At 69.1% G+C, this 22,258-nt stretch carries 22 protein-coding genes and 1 riboswitch; of the genes, 12 read left to right on the top strand and 10 right to left on the bottom strand.

Going from position 1 to position 22,258, the window contains the following annotated elements; genetic code table 11:
* Nucleotides 1-31 precede the first annotated feature (31 nt).
* From FB390_RS25660 to FB390_RS25675, 4 genes are all read left to right on the top strand, one after another.
* Nucleotides 32-1,081 (top strand): zinc-binding dehydrogenase, encoded by a 1,050-nt coding sequence (locus FB390_RS25660; RefSeq protein ID WP_141811253.1) that lies wholly within the window; start codon nt 32-34, stop codon nt 1,079-1,081.
* Nucleotides 1,078-1,716: a TetR/AcrR family transcriptional regulator gene (locus FB390_RS25665; protein ID WP_141811254.1), complete on the top strand. Its 639-nt coding sequence runs from the start codon at nt 1,078-1,080 to the stop codon at nt 1,714-1,716. Before FB390_RS25660 ends, FB390_RS25665 begins: the two co-directional genes overlap by 4 nt.
* A 2-nt stretch (nt 1,717-1,718) precedes the next feature.
* Entirely contained in the window at nt 1,719-3,008 is a 1,290-nt protein-coding gene (locus FB390_RS25670) for an acyl-CoA dehydrogenase family protein (protein ID WP_141811255.1), read from the top strand.
* Between the two features lie 473 nt (nt 3,009-3,481).
* Entirely contained in the window at nt 3,482-4,363 is an 882-nt protein-coding gene (locus tag FB390_RS25675; protein WP_141811256.1) for a hypothetical protein, read from the top strand.
* 40 nt (nt 4,364-4,403) lie between these two features.
* Here the strand turns inward: FB390_RS25675 and FB390_RS25680 are convergent, their stop codons facing one another.
* Nucleotides 4,404-5,096: a winged helix-turn-helix transcriptional regulator gene (locus FB390_RS25680; protein WP_221639364.1), complete on the bottom strand. Its 693-nt coding sequence runs from the start codon at nt 5,094-5,096 to the stop codon at nt 4,404-4,406.
* A 93-nt stretch (nt 5,097-5,189) separates the two neighbouring features.
* Here FB390_RS25680 and FB390_RS25685 point away from each other — a divergent pair, with 93 nt between their 5' ends.
* The 6 genes from FB390_RS25685 to FB390_RS25705 all read left to right on the top strand — a co-directional run bounded on the left by FB390_RS25685 (nt 5,190) and on the right by FB390_RS25705 (nt 9,965).
* On the top strand, nt 5,190-6,326 hold the full coding sequence (locus FB390_RS25685; protein ID WP_141811258.1) for an acyl-CoA dehydrogenase family protein: 1,137 nt from the start codon (nt 5,190-5,192) through the stop codon (nt 6,324-6,326).
* Nucleotides 6,327-6,397: 71 nt separating this feature from the next.
* Nucleotides 6,398-6,943 carry a DM13 domain-containing protein gene (locus FB390_RS25690; protein ID WP_141811259.1) on the top strand — a complete coding sequence of 182 codons (546 nt, stop codon included), beginning with the start codon at nt 6,398-6,400 and terminating at the stop codon, nt 6,941-6,943.
* 125 nt (nt 6,944-7,068) lie between these two features.
* On the top strand, nt 7,069-7,191 hold the full coding sequence (locus FB390_RS34690; RefSeq protein WP_281292411.1) for a hypothetical protein: 123 nt from the start codon (nt 7,069-7,071) through the stop codon (nt 7,189-7,191).
* A gap of 122 nt (nt 7,192-7,313) precedes the next feature.
* On the top strand, nt 7,314-7,859 hold the full coding sequence (locus tag FB390_RS25695; protein WP_141811260.1) for an HNH endonuclease: 546 nt from the start codon (nt 7,314-7,316) through the stop codon (nt 7,857-7,859).
* Nucleotides 7,860-7,883: 24 nt separating this feature from the next.
* The gene (locus FB390_RS25700; protein WP_141811261.1) at nt 7,884-8,156 is read left to right on the top strand and encodes a WhiB family transcriptional regulator; all 273 of its coding nucleotides are present in this window, start codon (nt 7,884-7,886) and stop codon (nt 8,154-8,156) included.
* Between the two features lie 192 nt (nt 8,157-8,348).
* Nucleotides 8,349-9,965 carry a substrate-binding domain-containing protein gene (locus FB390_RS25705; protein ID WP_246124209.1) on the top strand — a complete coding sequence of 539 codons (1,617 nt, stop codon included), beginning with the start codon at nt 8,349-8,351 and terminating at the stop codon, nt 9,963-9,965.
* 9 nt (nt 9,966-9,974) lie between these two features.
* Here FB390_RS25705 and FB390_RS25710 read toward each other — a convergent pair whose 3' ends face one another.
* Complete coding sequence (locus FB390_RS25710) at nt 9,975-10,823, bottom strand: Vgb family protein (RefSeq protein WP_141811263.1); 849 nt, start codon at nt 10,821-10,823, stop codon at nt 9,975-9,977.
* Nucleotides 10,816-12,303 carry an ABC-F family ATP-binding cassette domain-containing protein gene (locus FB390_RS25715; protein ID WP_141811264.1) on the bottom strand — a complete coding sequence of 496 codons (1,488 nt, stop codon included), beginning with the start codon at nt 12,301-12,303 and terminating at the stop codon, nt 10,816-10,818. The genes FB390_RS25710 and FB390_RS25715 overlap by 8 nt, the downstream gene beginning before the upstream one ends.
* 60 nt (nt 12,304-12,363) lie before the next feature.
* Between FB390_RS25715 and FB390_RS25720 the strand changes: the two genes are divergently transcribed.
* Nucleotides 12,364-12,945 carry a TetR/AcrR family transcriptional regulator gene (locus FB390_RS25720; protein WP_141811265.1) on the top strand — a complete coding sequence of 194 codons (582 nt, stop codon included), beginning with the start codon at nt 12,364-12,366 and terminating at the stop codon, nt 12,943-12,945.
* Nucleotides 12,946-13,014: 69 nt separating this feature from the next.
* Here the strand turns inward: FB390_RS25720 and gcvP are convergent, their stop codons facing one another.
* The 7 genes from gcvP to FB390_RS25755 all read right to left on the bottom strand — a co-directional run bounded on the left by gcvP (nt 13,015) and on the right by FB390_RS25755 (nt 20,425).
* Nucleotides 13,015-15,834, bottom strand: coding sequence for an aminomethyl-transferring glycine dehydrogenase (gene gcvP / locus FB390_RS25725; RefSeq protein WP_141811266.1), 2,820 nt, complete (start codon nt 15,832-15,834; stop codon nt 13,015-13,017).
* Nucleotides 15,835-16,018: 184 nt separating this feature from the next.
* A riboswitch (glycine riboswitch) is annotated at nt 16,019-16,117 on the bottom strand.
* A gap of 130 nt (nt 16,118-16,247) precedes the next feature.
* On the bottom strand, nt 16,248-16,841 hold the full coding sequence (locus tag FB390_RS25730) for a MerR family transcriptional regulator (protein ID WP_067778562.1): 594 nt from the start codon (nt 16,839-16,841) through the stop codon (nt 16,248-16,250).
* A gap of 202 nt (nt 16,842-17,043) precedes the next feature.
* Nucleotides 17,044-17,517 (bottom strand): bifunctional nuclease family protein, encoded by a 474-nt coding sequence (locus FB390_RS25735; protein ID WP_141811267.1) that lies wholly within the window; start codon nt 17,515-17,517, stop codon nt 17,044-17,046.
* Between the two features lie 301 nt (nt 17,518-17,818).
* The gene (ftsR, locus tag FB390_RS25740; RefSeq protein ID WP_141811268.1) at nt 17,819-18,622 is read right to left on the bottom strand and encodes a transcriptional regulator FtsR; all 804 of its coding nucleotides are present in this window, start codon (nt 18,620-18,622) and stop codon (nt 17,819-17,821) included.
* Between the two features lie 70 nt (nt 18,623-18,692).
* The gene (gene odhI / locus FB390_RS25745) at nt 18,693-19,178 is read right to left on the bottom strand and encodes an oxoglutarate dehydrogenase inhibitor Odhl (RefSeq protein WP_067839009.1); all 486 of its coding nucleotides are present in this window, start codon (nt 19,176-19,178) and stop codon (nt 18,693-18,695) included.
* Nucleotides 19,179-19,342: 164 nt separating this feature from the next.
* Nucleotides 19,343-19,741 carry a glycine cleavage system protein GcvH gene (gene gcvH, locus FB390_RS25750; RefSeq protein WP_141811269.1) on the bottom strand — a complete coding sequence of 133 codons (399 nt, stop codon included), beginning with the start codon at nt 19,739-19,741 and terminating at the stop codon, nt 19,343-19,345.
* A gap of 42 nt (nt 19,742-19,783) precedes the next feature.
* A complete protein-coding gene (locus FB390_RS25755) occupies nt 19,784-20,425 on the bottom strand; it encodes a CDP-alcohol phosphatidyltransferase family protein (protein WP_425465887.1) in 642 nt (213 codons plus the stop codon).
* A gap of 128 nt (nt 20,426-20,553) precedes the next feature.
* On the opposite strand from FB390_RS25755, the gene FB390_RS25760 reads away from it, so the two are divergent.
* Nucleotides 20,554-22,248, top strand: coding sequence for a GMC oxidoreductase (locus FB390_RS25760; RefSeq protein WP_141811270.1), 1,695 nt, complete (start codon nt 20,554-20,556; stop codon nt 22,246-22,248).
* The last annotated feature ends 10 nt before the right edge of the window (nt 22,249-22,258 follow it).

The following is a 22,258-nucleotide window of genomic DNA, read 5'->3' on the forward strand; positions in this document are numbered from 1 at the left end:
GCGGCACCACCGCCATCGACAGGAGGATTACATGAAGGCGCTCACCTACGCTGGGCCGCAAGCGATCTCGTTCGGCGAGCTGGACGACCCGGTGCTGCCGGGGCCGGACGGTGCGATCGTGCGGGTCACCGCGGCCGGAATCTGCGGCAGCGACTTGCACATCTACGCGGGCCACGGATTCACGCCCGGCACCGGCTACGGGGTCGGGCACGAGGCGGTCGGTGAGATCGTGGAACTCGGCCCGCAGGCCCACGGACTCTCGGTCGGCGACCGGGTGCTCGTTGCCGCGTCGGCGGGCTGCGACCGCTGCGGCAACTGCCGGGTGGGCGTCGTGGCGGCGTGCGAGCGGCAGCCGCTGCCGGTCGACGCCTGTTACGGGCTCGGCGGTTCGCTGCCGGGAGCGCAGGCGCAGCTGCTCGCCGTGCCGCACGCGGGCGGCAATCTGGTGCGACTGCCCGAGGCGATCGGCGACGAGGCGGCCATCGTGCTGACCGACAACGCGCCGACGGCCTGGTACGCGGCCCGGCGGGCGCGCATCGCGCCGGGCGACACGGTGGTGGTGATCGGGTTGGGACCGGTCGGGCTGATGGCGGTGCAGTCCGCGTTCGCCATGGGCGCGGCCCGGGTCCTCGGCGTCGACCTGGTCGCGGACCGGCGCGCCAGGGCGGCCGAACTCGGCGCGGAACCCGTCGAGTCCGACGACCCCAAGACGGCGGTACGCGAAATGCTCGGCGGCGGCGCCGATGTGGCGCTCGAGGCGGTCGGCGCGGACGCCACGATCAAACTGGCGATCAGCGTGGTCGGCCACCGCGGGCGGGTCAGCGTGGTCGGGGTCAGCCAGAACCGGGCCTACCCGTTCCACATGCCGCTCGCGCAGGTCAAGGAGCTCGAATTCCACATCGGGCTGTGCTCGGTGCAGTACGAGCTGCCCGCACTACTCCAGTTGACCGCCGCGGGCAGGCTGCGCCCGGAAGCGGTTGTCTCGCATCGGATGCCGATGTCGGCAGGACCCGACGCCTACCGCATGTTCGCCGATCGCGACGACAAGGTCTGCAAGGTCGTCCTGGATCCGTGGCAATGAACGACAACGCGCCCGCGCGCCGCCGCGGACGCCCACCCGCCTCGGAATCGACGGCGGGCGACACGCGCGAGCGCATCGTCCGTGCCGCCGTGGAGCTGTTCGCGGAGAAGGGTTTTCACGGCACCGGCGTGGCCGAGATCGGTGACCGCGCCGACGTCCAGCGCGGCGCGTTGTACTACCACATCGGGTCCAAGGAGGAACTGCTCTGGCAGATCCTGCGCGACTACACCGCACTCATGCTCGCCGACGCCGAACGCATCACCAGCGGCGGCGACGATCCGATCACCAAGCTGCGCAAACTGATCCACAGCCACGTCGGCCGGATCGTCGAGCACCGCCGCGAGGTCGCCATCCAGCTGCGCGACGTGGGATCGCTCACCGGCGAGCGCGCCGCGCAGCTACAGGAACTGCGCGACCGGATCCAGCTGCACTGGCAGCAGACGCTCGACGCGGGACACGCCGCTGGTTTGTTGCGCACCGCCGACCACGTGGTCACCAATGGCGTGCTCGGCATGCTGAACACGGTGACCTTCTGGTATCGCCCGCACGGCGGCCACTCCCCCGATGCGATCGCCGACATCCTGGCCGCCACCGTCCTCGACGGTGTCGTGACCGACAACCACACGAAAGGCTGACCATGGCTTGGGATTTCGAAACCGACCCGGAGTTCCAGCAGAAGCTGGACTGGGCGGCGGAATTCGTCCGCAGCGAGGTGGAGCCGCTCGATCTGCTCTACCCGAATCCCTACGACCGCACCAATGCCGAGGCCATGGCGCTGATGCGGCCGCTGAAGGAGAAGGTCAAGGAACAAGGGTTGTGGGCCTGCCACCTGGGCCCCGAGCTCGGCGGCCAGGGCTACGGGCAGATGAAGCTGGCGCTGCTCAACGAGGTGCTCGGCACCTCGGTCTGGGCGCCGTCGGTATTCGGTTGCCAGGCACCGGATTCCGGCAACGCCGAGATCCTGGCGCACTACGGCACGCCCGAGCAGAAGGCGAAGTACCTGGAGCCGCTGCTGGCCGGTGAGATCGGCTCCTGTTACGTGATGACCGAGCCCACCGGCGGCTCGGACCCGACGTTGTTCCGTACCCGCGCGGTACGCGACGGCGATCACTGGGTGATCAACGGCGAGAAGTGGTTCAACTCCAACGCGCAGTTCGCCAGCTTCCACATCGTCATGGTCGTCACCGACCCCGACGTCAGCCCGTACCAGGGCATGTCGATGTTCATCGTGCCCGCCGACACTCCCGGCCTGGAGATCGTCAAGAACTTCCACGTGCGCGGCTTCAGCGAGCACGAGGGCCACCTGCGCTTCACCGACGTACGGGTGCCCGCCGACCACCTGCTCGGCGCCGAGGGCCAAGGCTTCGTCGTCGCCCAGACCCGGCTCGGCGGCGGGCGGGTGCACCACGCCATGCGCACGGTCGCGTTGGTGCGCAAGGCCTTCGACATGATGTGCGAACGCGCGGTCTCGCGGCAGATGCGCAAAGGACCCCTCGGCGGCTTGCAGATGACCCAGGAGCGCATCGCCGACAGCTGGATCGAGATGGAGCAGTTCCGGCTGCTCGTACTCCGCACCGCGTGGCGCATCGACAAGGAACAGGACTACCTGAAGGTGCGCAAGGACATCGCCGCCATCAAGGTGGCCATGCCCAAGGTCATGCACGACATCGCCCAGCGCGCACTGCACCTGCACGGCGCACTCGGCGTCAGCGAGGATCTGCCGTTCGTGGACATGATGAACTACGCCGAGGTCATGGCGATCGCCGATGGACCGACCGAGGTGCACAAGATCACCCTCGCCAAGGAGGTTCTGAAGAACTACGCGCCGGGGGATCCGGTCTACCCGAGTGGGTACCGGCCCGCGCTGCGGGAGCAGGCGCGGGAGTTGGTCGCGCGGCGGTTGGAGCACGTCGTCGGGAACCTGTAGACGGATGCCTGCGCCGGGACCGTCGTGGCATGGTCCCGGCGAGCCTTCAGTCTCGGCGATTCGTCACGCGCGGCGAGGTCCCGTGCCACAATTTCGGAGCAGGTTGTGGGTCGGACGACGAGGGGATTTCCGATCGTGCGCACCGGATACGGCATCGCTGTTGCACTGGCACTTGCCCTCCTCGCGACAGGGTGTGGCGGCGAAGAGTCCGATGCGCCGAGACCGACGGTGACGACCGGCGCGTCGTTGACAACAACGTCCCCGACCGGCGCTTCTCCGGCAGGGCCGCCGACGACCGCGGCCTCGCCAACGACCGTTGCCACGCATACGGGGCTGCTGCCGCCGACCGCGCCGCCCATCAGTCGAACGACGCCGACCGGCGGGCGGGTCGGACCACCTACATTCACGACGCCGCCCCCGGCGCAACCTGAGCCGACGGACGATCCGTCCGAGCCCCAGCAGCCACCTACCTCATGAGGACCGCGCACGACGTCCAGCCCTTCGCGCTGCTGCCCTTACTCGGAGCCATCGCCTCACAGGTGGCTTTCGTCACCGCAGTGCTGTACTACTTCGGCTGGGCGTACAGCCGCGCCTACTTCGGGCACTTCGGTGTGCCACCCGAATTGCTCGAATTCTCCACCCGGGACTACGTATTGTTCAGCGTTAGTGCGATGTTCGTGCCGCTTCTCGCCACCATGTTCGGTGTACTCGCCTCCCTGATCGTGTGGCAGCTACCGGCCTGGCACGCGCTCAGGAGCCGACAGCCACGCACTACGCTGCGGTGGTGGCTCTGGCTCCTCGCCGGGGCTGGACTGCTGCTCATGGCAACCGCCGCCGTCCTCGCGTTCAAATCGACTCGATTCGCCGCTCCGTTCGCTGTCGAGGCACCGTTCATTCTGATCGCGGGCGCGGCGCTGGCCGGCCTGGCGAGCTGGCTGTGGTGGCGATATCCGACGGTCCTCGGGACGCGCCGCCCGGCTCGGACGGTGACGCAGATCGGTGCCATCGTTCTCGTCGCCATCGCCGTCATCGGCTACATCTGGGCAGTCGCCGCGTTCGCCGAACGCAAAGGCCACGACGATGCCGTACGCCAGGAATCGGAGCACTTCGTCAACCGGTCCTCAGTCGTCGTTTTCAGCGTCGACCGCCTCGGCATCGAGGGCTCGGGTGCCCAAGTCGGAGAGATCGCCGCGCCAAATGAGAAATACCGTTACGTCTACAGCGGGTTGTGGCTGCTCGCACGCACCGCCGACGGCTACTACCTACTCCCGCAGAAGTGGGAAGCCAAGCGCGATAGGGTGTTCGTCGTCCAGGAGAGCGACTCCGTCCGCATCGATATCGCGCGGAATCGCTGAACTCGGCGAACGGCGGGTGACCGCCCGCAACGCGACAGCGTTACGCCGACACCGCCGACAGCTCCGGTCGCGAATCCGAATACGGCGCAACGGGACTCAGTTGCAGCACGGTCGGCATCCGCCGCGTCAGGGCGGGCGGGCCGGTGAATACGAGGCGACCGGTGCGCAGCGCGTGCAGGACCGGGATCCGTCCCAACCACACCTGGTAGAGCGAGCTCACGTCGGAGCGAATGGTGACGTCCACCGGATAACCGGGGTCGGTGACGCACACCGAGGGCGCGCCGCGTTCGACGACGATCCAGTAGCGGCGCGGGTCGTCGGTGAATCGCACCGCGAGCACCTGCCGCAGGCCGGGGAACGAGGAGGTGTCCACGCGGGTGTGCATCCACCAGACGAGCAAATCGGCGTCGAGCTCGTCCGGGTCGGGTTCGCCGAAGGTCCAGCGCGCGCCCCAGGCGCCGAGGCCGAACAGGATCGGCTCGAGCTCGTGACCCGCCTCGGTGAGCAGATATCTGCCGCCGATCTTCTCGATCAACCCGGCCCGCTCGAACTGGCGCAACCGCTTGGCGAGCAGGGTGCGCGACAGGCCGGGCAGGCCGCGGGCCAGGTCGTTGAAGCGGGTCGTTCCGACCAGCAGGTCGCGCAGGATGAGCAGCGACCATCGCTCGCCCAACAGGTCGAGTGCCCGGGAGATCGGGCAGTACTGGCCGTAGCTCGCCGTCGCTGTCGTCACGCCACACCTCGCGTTCTCGGGGTCCATTTCGTGGACCGGGTCGGTCCACTTTCTGCACTATTCGGTTATCGCGGGGCTTCGTAGCTTCGAAACATGACGACTACAGCCATTCCCGCGATGACCACCACCGACTGGATCGAGCGCGCCCGCTCGGTCGGCGAGACCCTGCGCGCCGAGGTCGCCGAGCGCGACCGCAGCGGCGAGATCTCCGCACCCGCCTTCGACCTGTTGCGCGACACCGGCCTGTCGGCCGCCCTGGTACCCACCGAATTCGGCGGCGGCGGCGCGACGCACCGCGACATGGGCGAGATACTGCGCGAGCTCGGTCGCCACGACCCGTCCACCGCGGTGGCTTTCGCCATGCACGCGCACCTGGTCGCCACCCAGGTCTGGCGGCACAAGCACGGCGCCGACGCCACGCCGCTGTTCCAGAAGGTGGTCGGCGGCGCGCTGCTGGTCAGCACGGGTGCGTCGGACTGGGTCGGCTCCAACGGCCGCGCCGAGCGGGTCGACGGCGGCTACCTGGTGCACGCGCGCAAAGCGCCCGCCAGCGGCTGCGAGGTCGGCACGGTACTGGTCACCAGCATCCGTTACGACGAAGGTCCCGATGGCCCGCAGGTGCTGCACTGCGCGGTGCCGCTGGGCGCGCCCGGCGTCCGCATCGAAAAGACCTGGGACACTTTGGGTTTGCGTGCGACCGGCTCGCACACGGTGGTGTTGGACGGCGTGTTCGTCCCCGACGCCGCCATCTCGCTGATCCGGCCCGCCGACGTCTGGCCGCCCCTGCTGAACGTGGTGATCGGCGCGGCGATGCCGCTCGTCCTCGCCGCCTACCTCGGCATCGCCGACGGCGCCGTCGACACCGCGCTCGCCTTGGTGTCCGGTCGCGACGACCCGCACATCGTGCAACTGGTCGGCGAGCTGGCCAACGCCCACACGACCGCGGCCGATCTGATCGAGGCCATGTTCAGCGGCTCGGCCGACCTGGAGTTCGCCAACACCGACGCCTACGCGGCCCGCACCCTCAGCCGCAAGACGGTCGCCGCGGACGCGCTCATCGAGACCGTGCGGCTCGCGATCGAGACGGTCGGCGGCGTCGGCTACTCACGCTCCAGCGAGCTCGAGATGCGCTACCGCGACGTGCACGGCTGCCTGTTCCACCCGCTGCCGCGCGCCAAGCAGATTCTCTTCAGCGGCCATGTTCTGCTCGGACACACCCCGCTCGGCTGAACCGCGTAAACGATTCGCCCGTGTTCGGTGATGATGGAACAGGGACGAATTCGCCCGCGGGAAGGAAAACCATGGTGTCCGTGCGCAAGATCGCTCGATCCCCGATCGCCTGGGTACTCACGGCGCTCGTCGTAGTCGCCCTCGGCGCGGCGCTCGCGCTGTTCCAGCCTTGGCGGCTGGTCACCGACACCACCGTGAACGAGGCGGTCCCGACCGCGGGGCCGCCCGGCGGTCTGCCGCCGATGGATGCCGGGACGCAGCCGCCGCGCACGCTCGCCACGGGAACATTCATCTCCCATGAGCACGGCACGTCGGGCACGGTGAGCGTCTTGCGACTGGCCGACGGCAGCCGGGTGCTGCGGGTCGAGAACCTGGACACCTCCGACGGACCGGATCTGCACGTCTGGCTCACCGACGCCCCGGTGCTGGAAGGCACGGCGGGCTGGGGCGTCTTCGACGACGGCCGCCACGTGGATCTGGGACGGCTGAAGGGCAACAAGGGCAGCCAGAACTACGCCATTCCGGCCGATGTCGACCTCGCCGCTCTGTCCAGCGTCTCGATCTGGTGCGATCGGTTCAACGTGTCCTTCGGCGCTGCCGCCCTGCACGCCGTCTGAGGCGTCCCGCACCCGCGAAAAAATGACCCGACAAACGCGGGTTCCCTGTGCCACCATGTGATTCCACGATGATCGCCCCGACCGGCGGGGCGATCCGACGAGTATCTGGAAGGAGGAGGTGGCCCGTGCATCAGAAGATCGCGTATTCGGCGAACGGCAAAGCCGTACAGCGGTTCTCGACCGTCGAGAACGGACAGCCCATGCGCGGCGACGACGTCGCGGCGAGCCACCTCCCGGCCGACCGCTGACCTCCCCGGTTCCCCCGGGAACCGCCCGCGAGCCGCGAACCAGACGACCTGAGAGCGCCGCGAACCAGACGGCGCAGCGCTCCGCCAATCTTCCACTTCCTCCACGAAACATGGTGAGCCCCATGACGTTTCGACGTGCCGCCAGCCCGGCGTCGTTGACCGCCGACAACTGGATACACACCGGCGTTCTCGTACTGAACGCCTCCTACGAGGCAATCGACGAGGTCGCCGCCGAGCGCGCGGTCGTGCTGCTGATCAGCGGCGCCGCCGAGTCCGTCGCCGACCGGGAGCCGCACTTCCCGATCCGGTCGCGGCACATGGAGATCGCCTTGCCGGAGACCATCCGGCTACTGCGCTACGTCTACATCGAGCACACCGCCCGGGTGCACGACGAGAGCCGCGCCACCCTGGCGGCCGTGCTGCGGCGCGACGCGCACCGGTGCGGTTACTGCGCGGGTTGGGCGCGCACCGTCGACCACATCCGTCCGCGCAGCCGCGGTGGCCCCAACACCTGGAGCAACCTGATCGCGGCATGCGCGCCGTGCAACACGCTCAAGGCCGATCGGACGCCGGAGGAAGCGGGCATGCGGTTGCTGTGGCAGCCGAAGGCACCCGATCCGCTGGCCAAGCGGCAACGCCAGATCTGGAAGCAGCTGGCGAGCACCTGAGAACCGAGAAAGGAGTAAGGATCCATGACCGTCCGAACATCGCCGACCGGTGTCGAGCTCACGCTCGCCGACCTGCTCCCGCTCTCGGACGCCCGAGGGTGGCATCGGGCCGCGTGCCGCGGTGATCCGAATCACGAGGCCTGGTTCCCGTACCCGTCGCAGGACTTCGACTACGCGCGGAACATCTGCGCGAGCTGCCCGATCCGGGCGTCCTGCGCCGAGTTCGCCGCCGACACCGGACAGTCCGGTGTGTGGGGTGGGCACGAGTTCGACCGCGGGCGGATGATCCGCGAATAACCGGCCGCCGAGCCGCCGACGCACGACGACGTCGGCGGCTCGGGTGCGTCGAGGATGCGCCGGGCGCGTCGCGCGCCGAACCGGTGGACTCGCCGGGCGGGCGAACCGGCGGTGACCATACACTGTAGCGCCGTGGGCACTCATCGCAGCGGGACCAGATCTCGAGGTATCAGCAAAGGTCCGGTTATCGCAGTGGTTGCCATCCTGCTACTCGGCGCCGCGGTTTTCGCCTGGCTCCAGTTCCGCGACCGGGCCGCCGACCGCGACAGCGCGGCGGCCGCGGAGTGCGTGGAGGGCCCTTCGACGCTGTTCGTCACCGTCGATCCCGACCTCGAGGCGCCCGTGCGCGCCATCGCCGACAAGTACAACGCCACCGAGCCGCAGGTGCGCGATCACTGCGCGCGCGTGTCGGTCACGGCACAGCCCTCCGCCGAGGTGGCCGAGGCGTTCCGCGCGGGTGGTGCCTGGAACCCGGCGCTGGGACCCCAACCCGCACTGTGGATTCCGAGTTCCTCGCGTGCCGTCGAGATCATGCGGGTGCCGGGACTCGTTGCGGGCGAACCGAGTCCGATCGCGGGCAGCCCCATCGCGCTCGGCGTGCCCGAGCAAGTGCGCGCGGCGCTGGAAGGCGCGCGGATCGCGTGGGGCGATCTGCCCCGCCTGCAGCAAGGTTCGCTCGGCGAGCTCGGCGTGGCCGGTTGGGGCGGGTTGCGCATGGCGCTGCCGGACGGTGACGCCACGCTGGCCGCCGCGGTCGCGGTCGGTTCGGCCGTGGCGGGCGAGGAGCCGCTCACCGACGCGGGCGCGCAGTCCGGCCAAGTGGTCGCCGCGGTCTCCGGCTTGGCGTCCGGCGCGCCCGAGGCCGCCGACACCGCCGCTGCCCTCGCCGCGATCGCCGATCCGGCCCACGCCGGGAACTCCGCCATCCACGCGGTAGCCGCTACTGAACAGCAAATTGCCGGGCAGCCCGGCGTCGCCGTCTTCCGTCCCGCGGGCAATCCGCCGGTGGCCGATCATCCCGCCGCGCTCATGTCGGGCCCGTGGGTGGACCAGACGCAGAACCTGATCGCCGGACTGTTCGTCGACTACCTACGCAATCCCGAACAGGCGCCGTTCTTCACCAGCGCGGGCTTCACCGCGGTCCCCCCGCCCACCGGTCCCGGCGCGTCGCGCGCCGCGCTGGACAAGCTGCGGGCCACCCTCGCGCATCCGGTGCTCGGCGTGCATTCCACGGTGTTGCTCGACGTGTCGGCATCCATGTCGACCGCCGAGGGCGCGAGCACTCGACTGGCGAACACGCTCGGCGCGTTGCGGTCCACCATGAACGTCATGCCGCCGGACTTCGGCCTCGGCGTCTGGACTTTCGGCAAGAGTCTCGACGGCGTCAACCCGTACCGCGTGCAGGCCCGCACCGCCGCCCTCGCCGACGGCCAGCGCACCGCCGTCGACACCGCACTGAGCACTGTGCGCGCCACCGAGACCCGGCCCGACCAGGCCTATCCCGCTCTGCTCGCCGCATACCGCAGCGCCGTGAACGGCTACGCCGAAGGACGGACGAACTCGGTGCTGCTCATCACCGACGGACCCGACGACGACTCCTCGGTGACCGGTGCGCAGCTGCTCGCCGATCTCGCGGCGGCCGCCGACCCGGATCGCCCGGTGCGCGTCGACGTCATCGTGATCGGGGGCAACGGCACCGACACGCTCCAGACCGCCGCCCAGCGCACCGGCGGCACCTACACCCGGCTGGCCACCTCGAACGACCTGAGTTTCGGCAGCGCCGTGGTCCAAGCGCTCACCACGCCGTAGGTAGGCGGATCAGTCCGGTTCGACGCACACCAGCGCGCCCGACTCCATGGCCACCCAGATGGCATCGTCGGCGCCGAGCGTCAAACCGTGCGGTTCCGCACCGGGCAAGTCGAGTTCGCCGATCTGCCTCGCGGTGGTGATCCACCCGAGCCGGGAGCTACCCCACTGCGTGAACCACAGCGCCCCATCGGGTCCCGCGATGATCGCGTGCGGACGCGCCGCGCGATCCGGCAGCGGGAACTCCTCGATCGACCCGTCGACGGTGATGCGGCCGATCTGTCCCGCGCCGATCTCGACGAACCACAGCGCGCCGTCGGTACCGGCGGTGATGCCGACCGGGTTCGCTTGCTCGGTCGGCAGCGGGTACGTGGTGATCGCGCCGTCGGTGGCGACGCGGCCGATGGCGTTGGCCTGATTCAGGGTGAACCAGAGCGCGCCGTCGGGGCCCGCGGTGATCATCGAGGGCATTCCCTCGACCGGATACCGGGTGATCAGCCCGTCGCCCGACAGCCGCCCGATGTGACCGGACTGGAGTTCCGTGCACCACAGCGCGCCGTCCGGTCCAAGACACAAACCGTACGGCGCGTCGGCGGCGACGAAGGACAGCGCGCCGTCCGCGCCGATCCGGCCGATCCGGTTGCCGCGAAACTCTGTGAACCAGACCGCGTCGTCGGGCCCAGCGACGATCACCGTCGGCTGCCCGTCGGCCGGGTCGAGGGCGAAGGTCTCGACCCGCTCCCCCGTCCATCGGCCGATCGAACCCTGCGCGGCCATCGTGAACCACAGCGCGCCCGCCTTGTCGACGGTGACGCCGTACGGCGCGCCCGGCGCCTCGATCGTCGTGCGGATCTCAGGCAAATTCGTGCACTTCCTTTCGTTCGCCATGGAAGCGGCGGCGCAGCGCCCGGTCGTGGCTGACCACGACCACCGCACCCGGATACTCACCGAGCGCCTGCTCCAGGTCCTCCACCAGCGCCGGCGACAGGTGATTGGTCGGCTCGTCGAGCAGCAGCAGATCGTGCTCGCCCGCCAGCACCCTGGCCAGCGCGAGCCTGCGTCGCTGCCCTTCGGACAACGCTCCGACGGGCACGTCGAGCGCGCTCCGGTGGAACAGCCCGGTCGACACCAGCGCGTCCCTGCCGTGACCGTAGGCCTGGGCGACGGTCTGTGCCGGATCGAACGCGACCTCCTGGCGCAGGTAGCCGACGCGGCCCGGGGTGCGGGCGTAGATGGCGTCCAGCAGCGTCGATTTGCCCGAGCCGTTGGGGCCGTCGATCAGCAGCCGGTCGCGCGGGCCCAGGGTGAGTGCGCCGATCTCGAACGACTTCGCCTGTGCCGCACCGAATCTGCCGCGGAAACGCAGCGGCTTCGGTGGCGGCGGCACGGGGTCGTCGGTCAACCTGCGCAACCGCTCGGCCGTCTGCCGCACGCGCGAGGAGATGGAATTCTGCACCCGGCCCGCGTTGCGGTCGTAGGCCATCTTGTTGTTGTCCTTCATCCCCCGGCCCGCCGCGACCCGGTGCGCGGTGGTCGCGGAGAACTCCTCGAGCCGCCGGATCTCGTCCCGCCACTGCGCGTAGGCCTGCTCCCAGCGCTGCCGCGCCGCGGCCTTCTCGGCGAGGAAACCGGTGTAACCGCCGCCGAACCGGGTGATGCCGCCATGTTCGACCTCGATGATCGCGGTCACCACGCGGTCCAGGAAGACCCGGTCGTGCGAGACAACGACGACGGTGCCGCGATGGCCGCGCAGGCGGTCCTCCAGCCAAGTCAGTGCCGCTTCGTCGAGGTGGTTGGTCGGTTCGTCGAGCAGCAGGATCTCCGGCGACGCCGCCAGCAGGCAGGCCAGCCCGAGCCGTGCCTGCTCGCCGCCGGACAGGCTCGCCACCGCGCGGTCGCGCCCGATGCCCGCGAGCCCGAGGCCGTGCATCGCCTTGTCGACCCTGGCGTCGGCGTCGTAGCCGTCCCTGGCTTCGAAGGCGGTGAGCAGCTCGCCGTAGGCGTCCATGTCCTGCGCGGCGGCGGCTTCCCCCATGCGCCGCTCGAGGTGGCGCAGTTCGGCCAGGGCCAGATCGATGGCGTCGGCGACGGTTTCGCCTGCCGGCGTCTGACCGAGGTAGCCGATGCCGCCCGGCGCATCGACGGTCACGAGGCCGTCGTCGGCGCGCTCCGCTCCGATCATCAGGCGCAGCAACGTCGACTTGCCCGAACCGTTCTCCCCGACGATGCCGACCCGTTCACCGGGCCGGATCGTGAGCGTGACACCGTCGAGCACGCGGCGGTCGCCGTAGGACTTCGCGACACCCCGAAGGGTCAGTTGGGTGGTCAGATGGAACTCCAATCACAACTTGTGTAGCTTTAAGCTAGCAAGTCATCCACTTAAACGCAACAGGAGTTGTCTTTGGAGACTCGGAAACGGCCCGGCGGCCGCAGCGCGCGGGTCCGCGACGACGTGCGCGCGGCCACCCTCGCGGAACTCGCCGAGCACGGCTACCAGGGGCTTTCGGTGGACGCGGTGGCCCAGCGTTCGGGGGTGCACAAGACCACGGTCTATCGCCGCTGGCGCAGCCCGGAGGGACTGATCGCCGACGCGCTCGACCTCGCCGCCGCCGAACCGTGGCCGATCCCCGACACCGGCACGCTCGCCGGCGACCTGCGTGCGCTGACCGAACTGGTACGGACCGGATTCGCCGACGAGGAGGCGGGTCCGGTCGCGAGCGCGTTCATCGCCGCGGCCATGCAGAACCCCGCCGCCGCGACCGCGCTGCACGACTTCTATCAGGCGCGCCACCGACAGTCGGCCGAGATCGTGCGGCGGGCCGTCGACCGCGGCGAACTCCCGGCCACCGTGGACGCGGAGCAGATCATCCGCTTCGCCGTCGCGCCGATCTACTACCGGCTGTTCATCTCCCGCGAACCGGTGACCGCCGAGGACGCGCGCGTGGCGGCCGACGCGGCCCTCGCCGCCGCGCGCACTCTGTGAACAGGCCTCCGAATACGCGAAAGCCGCCCCGCCGAGGTGCGTCCTCGGTGCGGCGGCTGGCGTCGTGCGTCAGTCGGTGTAGGCGTCCAGCGGCGGGCAGGAGCACACCAGGTTGCGGTCGCCGTACGCGCCGTCGATACGCCGCACCGGCGGCCACACCTTGGCCCTGGCGTGCCCGAGACCCCTTGGGTAGACGGCGATTTCGCGACTGTAGGGATGCTCCCACTCGCCGACCAGGCTGGCCGCCGTGTGTGGCGCGCCGCGCAGCGGGTTGTCCTCCACCGGCCAGACGCCCGCGCCGACCTGATCGATCTCGGCGCGGATGGCGATCATCGCCTCGATGAAATCGTCCAGCTCGGCGAGGTTCTCACTCTCCGTCGGCTCCACCATCAGCGTGCCGGCGACCGGGAAGCTCATGGTCGGCGCGTGAAAACCGTAGTCCGCCAAGCGCTTCGCCACATCGTCGACGGTGACGCCGGTGCGCTTGGTGATCTCGCGCAGGTCGAGGATGCATTCGTGCGCGACCATGCCGTTCTCCCCGGTGTAGAGGACCGGGAAGTGCTCGTTCAGCCTGCGCGCCACATAGTTGGCCGAAGCGATGGCCGAGAGCGTGGCGCGGCGCAGGCCCTCGGCGCCCATCATCCGGATGTAGGCCCAGGTGATCGGCAGGATCGAGGCGGAACCGTACATCGCCGCCGACACCGCGTGCGAACCGCGCTCCAGCGGGTCGCCGGGCAGGTACTTCGCCAGGTGCTCGCGCACGGCCACCGGCCCGACGCCCGGACCGCCGCCGCCATGCGGGATGCAGAAGGTCTTGTGCAGGTTCAGGTGGCTGACGTCGCCGCCGAACTTGCCGGGACGGGCGAGGCCGACGAGCGCGTTCAGATTCGCGCCGTCCACGTACACCTGGCCGCCCGCGTCGTGCACCAGTGCGCACAGCTCGGCGACCTCGTGCTCGTACACGCCGTGCGTGGACGGGTAGGTGATCATGATGCAGGCCAGCCGGTCGGCGTGGTCGGCGATCTTCGCGCGCAGATCGTCCAAGTCGACGTCACCGTTGTCGCGGCACTTGACCACCTCGACGCGCATGCCGACCATGGCCGCCGACGCGGCGTTGGTGCCGTGCGCGCTGGACGGGATCAGACAGGTGTCGCGATGCGTGTCGCCGCGGTCCAAGTGATAGCGGCGGATGGCGAGCAGCCCGGCGTACTCGCCCTGGCTGCCCGCGTTCGGCTGCAGGCTCACCGAGTCGTAGCCGGTGATCTCGCAGAGCCAGTTCTCCAGATCGGCGACGACCTTCAGCAGACCGGGCGCGTCCTCGACCGGCGCGTACGGGTGCACCCTGGCGAAGCCGGGCCAGGTGATGGGCTCCATCTCGGCGGTCGCGTTGAGCTTCATGGTGCACGAGCCGAGCGGAATCATGCTGCGGTCCAACGCGATGTCCTTGTCGGACAGCCGCCGCAGGTAGCGCAGCATCGCGGTCTCGGTGTGGTAGCTGGTGAACGCCGGATGAGTCAGGAACTCGGTGGTGCGCGTCTCGATGGAGGAGGTGGGTGCGGCCGCGGCGTCGTCCAGCGACCGCGCGGTGCCGAAGGATTCGAGCACGGCGGCGACGTGCGCCGAGGTGGTCGCCTCGTCGCAGGCGATGGCGACATGGTCGGCGTCGACGAGCCGCAGATTGATGCCGCGCGACTTCGCCTTGGCCACAACGGCTTCCGCACCGCCGGGCACGTGCGCGAGCACGGTGTCGAAGAAGGTGCCGTGCACGACGGCGCCGTCCAGGCCCGCCGCGATTGCCGCCGCGTGCCCGTGCACTCGCCGCGCGATCGCCCGCAGTCCGTCCGCACCGTGGTAGCTCGCGTACATCGCCGCCACGATGGCCAGCAGCACCTGGGCGGTGCAGATGTTCGAGGTCGCCTTCTCGCGGCGGATGTGCTGCTCGCGGGTCTGCAGCGCGAGCCGATAGGCGAGGTCGCCGTCCGCGTCCACCGAGACGCCGACCAGCCTGCCCGGCAACTGCCGCGCGAACTGACTGCGCACCGCCAGATACCCGGCGTGCGGACCGCCGAAGCCCAGCGGAACGCCGAAGCGCTGGGTGGTGCCGAAACAGGCGTCGGCGCCCTGCTCGCCCGGCGGGGTGATCAGCGTCATCGCGAGCAGGTCCGCGCCTACCGCGACCAGCGCACCGCGCTCGTGCGCCGCCGCGATCACGGCCGTCCAGTCGACTATCCGGCCGGAGGCGCCCGGCGCCTGGAGCAGCACGCCGAAAAAGTCGCCCTCGGGCAGCTCACCGGTCGACAGATCGGCCTCGACGATCTCGATGCCGAGCGGCTCGGCCCTGGTCTCGAGCACGGTGCGGGTCTGCGGAAACAGGTCCGCGTCGACGAGCAGCCGCGCCGACTTCGACCGGCCCGCCCTGCGCAGCAGCGTCATGGCCTCCGCCGCCGCGGTGGCCTCGTCCAGCATGGACGCGTTGGCGACTTCCATGCCGGTCAGATCCGAGACCATGGTCTGGAAGTTGAGCAGCGCTTCGAGGCGGCCCTGGCTGATCTCCGGCTGGTAGGGCGTGTACGCGGTGTACCAGGCCGGGTTCTCCAGCAGATTGCGCACCAGCACCGGCGGGGTGAGGGTGTCGTAGTAGCCGAGGCCGATCATCGAGGTGGCCACGGTGTTGGCGTGCGCGAGCGCGGCCAGCTCGGCGAGCACCTCGTGCTCGGTGGCGGCGGGCGGCAGCGCGGCGAGAGCCCCGGCCGCGGTGTCGTCGAGGATGCTGGCGGGCAGCGCGGTGGTGGCCAGGTCGTCCAGCGATCCGACGCCGACGACGGGCAGGATCCGGGCTAGTTCGTCCCGGTCGGGTCCGATATGACGGTCGGCGAATGATCGAGTCACGGCAGCAGCTCCAAGGTCGGGCGGGTCGAGCCGTGTCGATGGGTAGACGCGGTGTCGACGGGGTCCAGCCCTCCCCCTCTGTCGTGGTGCCTGAGAGATTCGGGCGGCCCGGTCGAGGCCGGCTCCCTTTCCCCATGGGCGGGCGGTCCTGCGCATGCGCAGACCACCGCTTTCCAGAGGCGCCGAAGCCCGTACGGTCCCTGTTGCCTGAGAGATTGACGGGGAGGTGCTGCTCCTTCGGCGCCCGGTCTGTTCGAGACCGGAACTCTCCCGCACGGCGGCGACGCACCGCCAGTTTATGTCGCCGCCTCGCGAAACGATGCCTCCGCCCCGGTGTCGCCCTCGTCACTCCGCGCGCGCGCCGAAAAAGGCCACCGTCCCCGGTGGGAGACGGTGGCCGAGATTCGCCGGTATCAGCCGGTGGCTCTGTTCATCCGCGCCTTGCGCCGGAACGCCAGCTCGTCCTCCGGGCGCTCGGTCGCGCTGCTGGCGCGTTCCGCGGGGAAGTTGGCGATGGCGCCGGTCAGCTCGCGCATGGCGCCGCTGACCGCGATACCGAAGACGCCCTGCCCACCCTGCAGTAAATCGACGACCTCCTCGGGCGAGGTGCACTCGTACACCGAGGTGCCGTCGGAGAACAGGGTGATGCCCGCCAGATCCTGGACGCCCCGGCTGCGCAGATGATCCACGGCGATGCGGATGTTCTGCAGCGAGATTCCCGCGTCCAGCAGCCGCTTCACGATCTTGAGGACCAGGATGTCCTTGAACGAGTACAGCCGCTGACTACCCGAACCCGCCGCGCTGCGAATCGACGGCACGACGAGCCCGGTCCGCGCCCAGTAGTCGAGCTGCCGGTAGGTGATTCCAGCGACCTGGCACGCGCTCGGCACACGGTAACCAACTAGTTCATCGGGTACGGAGTCATCCGGGAACAGGCCGGGCTGAACCTCTGAGCCCTCGGTCGGACGGACGTCCGGCCGCCGCACATCCTGCGATTGCTCTGCCACTGACCACTCCCTTGCTCCGCAGACGCCTAGCCTCATCGATGGCCCGGCTCCGGTGATGACCAACGACCCGTCATTCCGGACGTGGCCCAACTATCGAGATTACTCCCGTTGATTGTCTCGGGAGCGACATCGTCGGACCAAACGCGACGCGCGGTAAAAGTCTTCAGCTGTAGTTGAGGTCTAGAAGATTTCGGCGAACCCTTCAGCTGTCGGTGGCCTTGAAGTCGTCCGGCGACACCGACTCGAGGAACTCCTTGAACTTCTCCACCTCGTCCTCGCGTTCGTCGGGCATGACCAACCCGGCCTCCTCGAGCACCGCCTCCTCGGCATGGATCGGGCAACCGACCCGCAAGGCGATGGCGACCGAGTCCGATGGACGGGCCGAGATGCGCAACTCGTTGTCGAAGACGAGATCCGCGTAGAAGGTGCCCTCCTGCAGATCCACGATCCGGACTTCCTTGAGGGTGTGCCCGAGCTCGGTGATCAGGATCTTGATCAGATCGTGGGTCAGCGGGCGGATCGGGGTCACCCCCTCTTGCTCCAGCACGATGGCGGTCGCCTCGGCCTGGCCGATCCAGATCGGCAGGTACCGATCCCCCGACACCTCGCGCAGCAACAACACGGGCTGGTTCTGTGGCTGCTCGACGCGGATGCCAATCACGCGCATTTCACTCATGCCTGCGCCTCGCTAACGCTCGGCTCCGCCATGCGCGAAGCACGCTGAAACATGATTCGCTCGCTTCGCTCCCTCATGCCTGCGCCTCACTAACCCTCGGATCCGGCATGCGCGAAGCACGCTGTGACATGATTCGCTCGCTGCGCTCGCTCATAGCACTGCCTCCCATATTCGCCGGCCGCCCGACCTGACCGCTGCAGAGCTCGCCGTACCACGAGTCTAGGCGAACCCACAGCGGTGCTGCGATCGGTGTGCACAGCCGAAATCGGCGTGTTGCCGGGGTGGAATACAGGCGCGGAGGTCAGCTTCCGAGAGAGTTGCGTACCGAGGCTTTCACCAGGCAGGTGTGCAGCGTCAGCGACAGTGCCGCGAGTTCGCGCACGGTTTCCTCGGCCCTTGCTCGCGCGCCCGCGTCGCGGCTCTTCGCGATCGGCGCGGCGATCTGGGCGAGCAGCGCCGCCTCCCGGTCCGCGGCCAGTTTGAAGGCGCGCAGATGCCGTGCCTCGAGACCGAATTCGGCCATGGCGCGGGCGGTTCTGGCCAACGTCACCGCCTCGCCGTCGAAGAATCCCGCGGCGCCCGGTGAGATCAGATTGGCCCGGATCAGATCGTTGAGGAATCTCTCATCGATCTCGGCCTGTTCCAGCAGATCGGCTCGGGTGAGCCGGATTTCATGATCGAAGCGCAACTCGTCCGGCGAGACCTCGCCGGGCACCACGCCCAATCGGCGCGGCGCGGCCGTACGCGCGGCACGGCCGACCTGCGCGCCGACGGATCCGGAATCGGCGGCCGTGACCGGCCCCGACTCCGCACCGCCCGGACGACCGGAATGCGCTCGGGCGCGGGCTTCCCGCACACCGAGCGTGGCCGCCCCGCTGTCGATCGCTTCGAGTTGCTCTTTGATCACCTTCAGCGGCAGGTACTGATCGCGTTGCGCGGTCAGCACGAACCTGAGCCGTTCACAGTCCGCGACCGAGAACCTGCGGTAGCCGGACGGCGTGCGCTCAGGCCGGATCAGGCCCTCGGCTTCGAGGAACCTGATCTTCGAGATGGTGATATCGGGAAAGTCGGGTCGCAGCAGGTCGAGAACGGAGCCGATCGACATCCCTCCGCGCGCCCACTGCGCCGCGCCCGTCACAGCGCCGTGCCTTTCACACACATCGGCGCCGTCGTGCTCATAGACTGCCCGCACCCGCCGACGGCTCGTTCACGGAGGCGCGCGGTCCGGTGAGGAACACGAGCCGGAACTTGCCGATCTGCACCTCGTCGCCGTTCTGCAGCTCCGAGGAGTCCACCGGCTCCCGGTTCACGTAGGTGCCGTTCAGGCTGCCCACATCCACCACCTGGAAGGTGTCGTCGTCCTGCCGGAACTCGGCGTGCCGACGGCTGACGGTGACATCGTCGAGAAAGATGTCACTGTCGGGGTGGCGACCCGCCGAAGTGGTCGGCTGATCCAGGAGGAACCGCGATCCCGCGTTCGGTCCGCGCTTGACGACCAGGAGGGCCGCGCCGACCGGCAGGCCCTCGACCCCTTGGACCGGCTGTTCGCCGGTCTGCTCACCGGAGCGCGACGCGTCGACCTCGTTCAGGAAATCCGCGCGGAAGACCGACGTCGTCTCGGCCGCGGTCTCCTGGTAACCCGGGTCTTTGTTCTCGCTCACCGTTTCTCTCCTCCTCGAACCTGATTATCCATGCAAGCAGGTGATGCTTCGCCGACACGACCGGTCGTGTCGCTAGAACACCGGCATCGGATGCCGGCACATCTGTTGGCTTTGACCGTACCCTGCCGGGGCGTGCCCGTGCAGGTAGAACTGGGAAGGCCGCGTCAGGCCCCGATAACTCCTTGATAACCTGCCGCATCCAGCAGTTCACCCAGCGTGACATCGAGCCCGTCGGCGTCCGCCGCCTCCAGCTCGAACAGCCACCCCGCACCGTACGGATCGGTGTTCAGCAGCTCCGGCTCGGCGTTGAGTTCTTCGTTCACCGCAACGACTTTCGCGGCCAGCGGCGCGTAGATGTCCGAGACGCTCTTGGTCGATTCGACCTCGGCGATGCTCTCGCCGGCGCTCGCCTCCCGGTCCGCGTCGGGCAGCTGCACGAACACGACGTCACCGAGCTGAGACTGCGCATAGTCGGTGATGCCGACCCGCACCCGATTCGGGGCGATCCGACGAACCCACTCGTGTTCTTCGGTGTACCTCAGATCCTCGGGGGTTTGGGGCACTGGGCGTCCTTTCGTAGTGAACGTTGCACGCAACCTTATCCGCTATGGGTGACGCTGCCCCACAGCCGGTATCGCTCGCGCCACCGCAATGGCCTTGCCCGCGTAGAGCACGCCGGTCCACAGATACACCGCCGTGCCCCAGACAAGGAAGGCCCCGCCGAAGGCCCGGCCGAAACCGTCCAGCGCCCAATCCATCTGTCCGGCAAGCAACCAGGGCAGCGCGGACATGAGCGCGAAGGTGGCCGCCTTGCCCAGATAGATGACCTCGGGCGGGTCCAGGTCGCGCCGTTTGTACACCGAGAGCGTCAGGGTGAGCAAGAGGTCGCGGCCGACGAGCAGCAGCGCGACCCACCACGGGAGCAGACCGCGGATCACGAAGGCCAGCAAAGTGGTCACCAGGAAGAGCCGGTCGACGAACGGGTCGAGCAGCGCGCCGAGGCGCGAGCCCTGATCGAGCAGCCTGGCCAGCTTGCCGTCGAGGAAATCGGTGACGCCGCTGGCGACGAGCAGCGCGAAGGCCCAGCCGTCGGCTCGTTCGACGAGCAGCAGCCACAGGAACAGCGGCACGCCGATCAACCGCAGCACGCTCAGCACGTTCGGGACGGTGAGGATGCGGTCGTCGAACACCCCGCCGCCGGTGTCGGCGCGCTCGCCCGGTTCCGTGGTCCCCGATTCCCTTGTCACACGCCAGTGCTTACCGCAAGAACCCCGCGGACCGCCATCCGGGCTCGCCGTGGGATTACGCCACATCGCCCACCCTGAAAGAATGAGTGTGAAAATATCTCATCATCGATAGGTGAGGAGAGGATGTCATGCCCGCATTCGACTACGACGTGGTAGTGATCGGTTCCGGGTTCGGCGGCAGCGTGAGCGCCCTGCGGCTGACCGAGAAGGGATACCGGGTGGGCGTGCTGGAGGCCGGGCGGCGTTGGACGGCCGACGACCTGCCGAGCACGAATTGGAACGTGCGGAAATCACTTTGGGCCCCGCGCCTCGGCCTCACCGGACCACAGCGGATCAGCATCCTCGGCAAGTGCGCGGTGTTCTCCGGCGCCGGGGTCGGCGGCGGCTCGCTCATCTACGGCAACACCCTCTACGAGCCGCTGCCCAGCTTCTACACCGACCGGCAGTGGGCGCACATCACCGACTGGAAGGCCGAGCTGGCGCCCTATTACGACCAGGCCAAGCGCATGCTCGGCGTGGCGCCCAACCCGCGCATGACGCCCGCCGACGAGGTGATCAAGGAGATCGCCGACGATCTCGGTGTCGGCGACACCTTCCACGCCACGAACGTCGGCGTCTTCTTCAACGAATCCGATCCGGGCGCCGAGGTCGACGACCCCTACTTCGGCGGAGCGGGGCCGCGCCGCCGCGGCTGCGTGCACTGCGCGCGGTGCTTCACCGGCTGCCCGCACAACGCCAAGAACACCACCACGACCAACTACCTCTACCTGGCCGAACAGGCGGGCGCCGAGGTCCATCCGCTGACCACCGCGACCGCCGTGCGCCCCCTCTCCGGCGGCGGCTACGCGGTGGAGACCGAGCGTTCGGATCGCTGGATTCGCAAGCAGCGCAAGACCTTCACCGCCGAGCAGGTGGTGTTCGCAGGCGCCGCGCTCGGCACCCAGAAACTGCTGCACCGGATGCGCGACGAGAAGGTCCTGCCCGCACTCTCGCCGCGGCTCGGCGAACTGACCCGCAGCAACTCCGAGGCAATCCTCAATGTGGTGAGCCGCTCGCGCCGCGACTTCGCCGAGGGCATCGCGATCACCTCCTCCATCCACCCGGAGGCCGACACGCACATCGAGGTCTGCCACTACGGCAAGGGCCAGAACGCGCTGTTCCCCATGTCGGTGCCGATCGTGGACGGCGGCGCGTTCCGCTTCCTGCGGTTCCTGCTGGCGATCCTGGTGCATCCTTTGGTGTTTCTGCGCAGCCTCAACGCCAGGCACGCCTCGGAGAAGTCGGTGATCCTGCTGGTGATGCAGTCGCTGGACAACTCGCTGACCTCGTTCCGCAAGCGCGGGCAGCTGAAGACCAGGCAGGGCACGGGCGAGCCGAACCCGACCTGGATACCGCTCGCGCACGAGGTCGGCCGCCGCTTCGCGGACAAGGTGGACGGTGACACCCACGGCCTGATCATGGACGTCTTCGACATACCCGCCACCGCGCACTACATCGGCGGCTGCGTCATCGGCGAGAGCACGGAGACCGGCGTGGTCGACCCGTACCAGCGGGTGTTCGGGCATCCCGGCCTGCACGTCGCGGACGGGTCGGCGGTCACCGCGAATCTCGGCGTGAATCCCTCCCTGACCATCACCGCCCAGGCCGAGCGTGCCATGGCCTTCTGGCCCAACAAGGGACAGGCCGATCCGCGGCCCGCGCTCGGCGAGCCCTATCGGCGCATCGATCCGGTGGCGCCGGTCCGGCCCGCCGTGCCCGCCGCGGCGCCCGGCGCGCTGCGGCTGCCGATCACGCCGGTCGATCCGCCGGTTCCGGCCAACTGAGCGCCGCCGC

This window comes from Nocardia bhagyanarayanae (assembly GCF_006716565.1).
GTDB classification, from domain to species: domain Bacteria; phylum Actinomycetota; class Actinomycetes; order Mycobacteriales; family Mycobacteriaceae; genus Nocardia; species Nocardia bhagyanarayanae.

Excerpts from the sequence above, each read along its gene's own strand:
- FB390_RS25660 (WP_141811253.1), top strand. The coding sequence starts at position 32 with ATGAAGGCGCTCACCTACGCTGGGCCGCAAGCGATCTCGTTCGGCGAG.
- FB390_RS25665 (WP_141811254.1), top strand. The coding sequence starts at position 1,078 with ATGAACGACAACGCGCCCGCGCGCCGCCGCGGACGCCCACCCGCCTCG.
- FB390_RS25670 (WP_141811255.1), top strand. The coding sequence starts at position 1,719 with ATGGCTTGGGATTTCGAAACCGACCCGGAGTTCCAGCAGAAGCTGGAC.
- FB390_RS25675 (WP_141811256.1), top strand. The coding sequence starts at position 3,482 with ATGAGGACCGCGCACGACGTCCAGCCCTTCGCGCTGCTGCCCTTACTC.
- FB390_RS25685 (WP_141811258.1), top strand. The coding sequence starts at position 5,190 with ATGACGACTACAGCCATTCCCGCGATGACCACCACCGACTGGATCGAG.
- FB390_RS25690 (WP_141811259.1), top strand. The coding sequence starts at position 6,398 with ATGGTGTCCGTGCGCAAGATCGCTCGATCCCCGATCGCCTGGGTACTC.
- FB390_RS25695 (WP_141811260.1), top strand. The coding sequence starts at position 7,314 with ATGACGTTTCGACGTGCCGCCAGCCCGGCGTCGTTGACCGCCGACAAC.
- FB390_RS25700 (WP_141811261.1), top strand. The coding sequence starts at position 7,884 with ATGACCGTCCGAACATCGCCGACCGGTGTCGAGCTCACGCTCGCCGAC.
- FB390_RS25735 (WP_141811267.1), bottom strand. The coding sequence starts at position 17,517 with ATGAGTGAAATGCGCGTGATTGGCATCCGCGTCGAGCAGCCACAGAAC.
- ftsR (WP_141811268.1), bottom strand. The coding sequence starts at position 18,622 with ATGTCGATCGGCTCCGTTCTCGACCTGCTGCGACCCGACTTTCCCGAT.
- FB390_RS25760 (WP_141811270.1), top strand. The coding sequence starts at position 20,554 with ATGCCCGCATTCGACTACGACGTGGTAGTGATCGGTTCCGGGTTCGGC.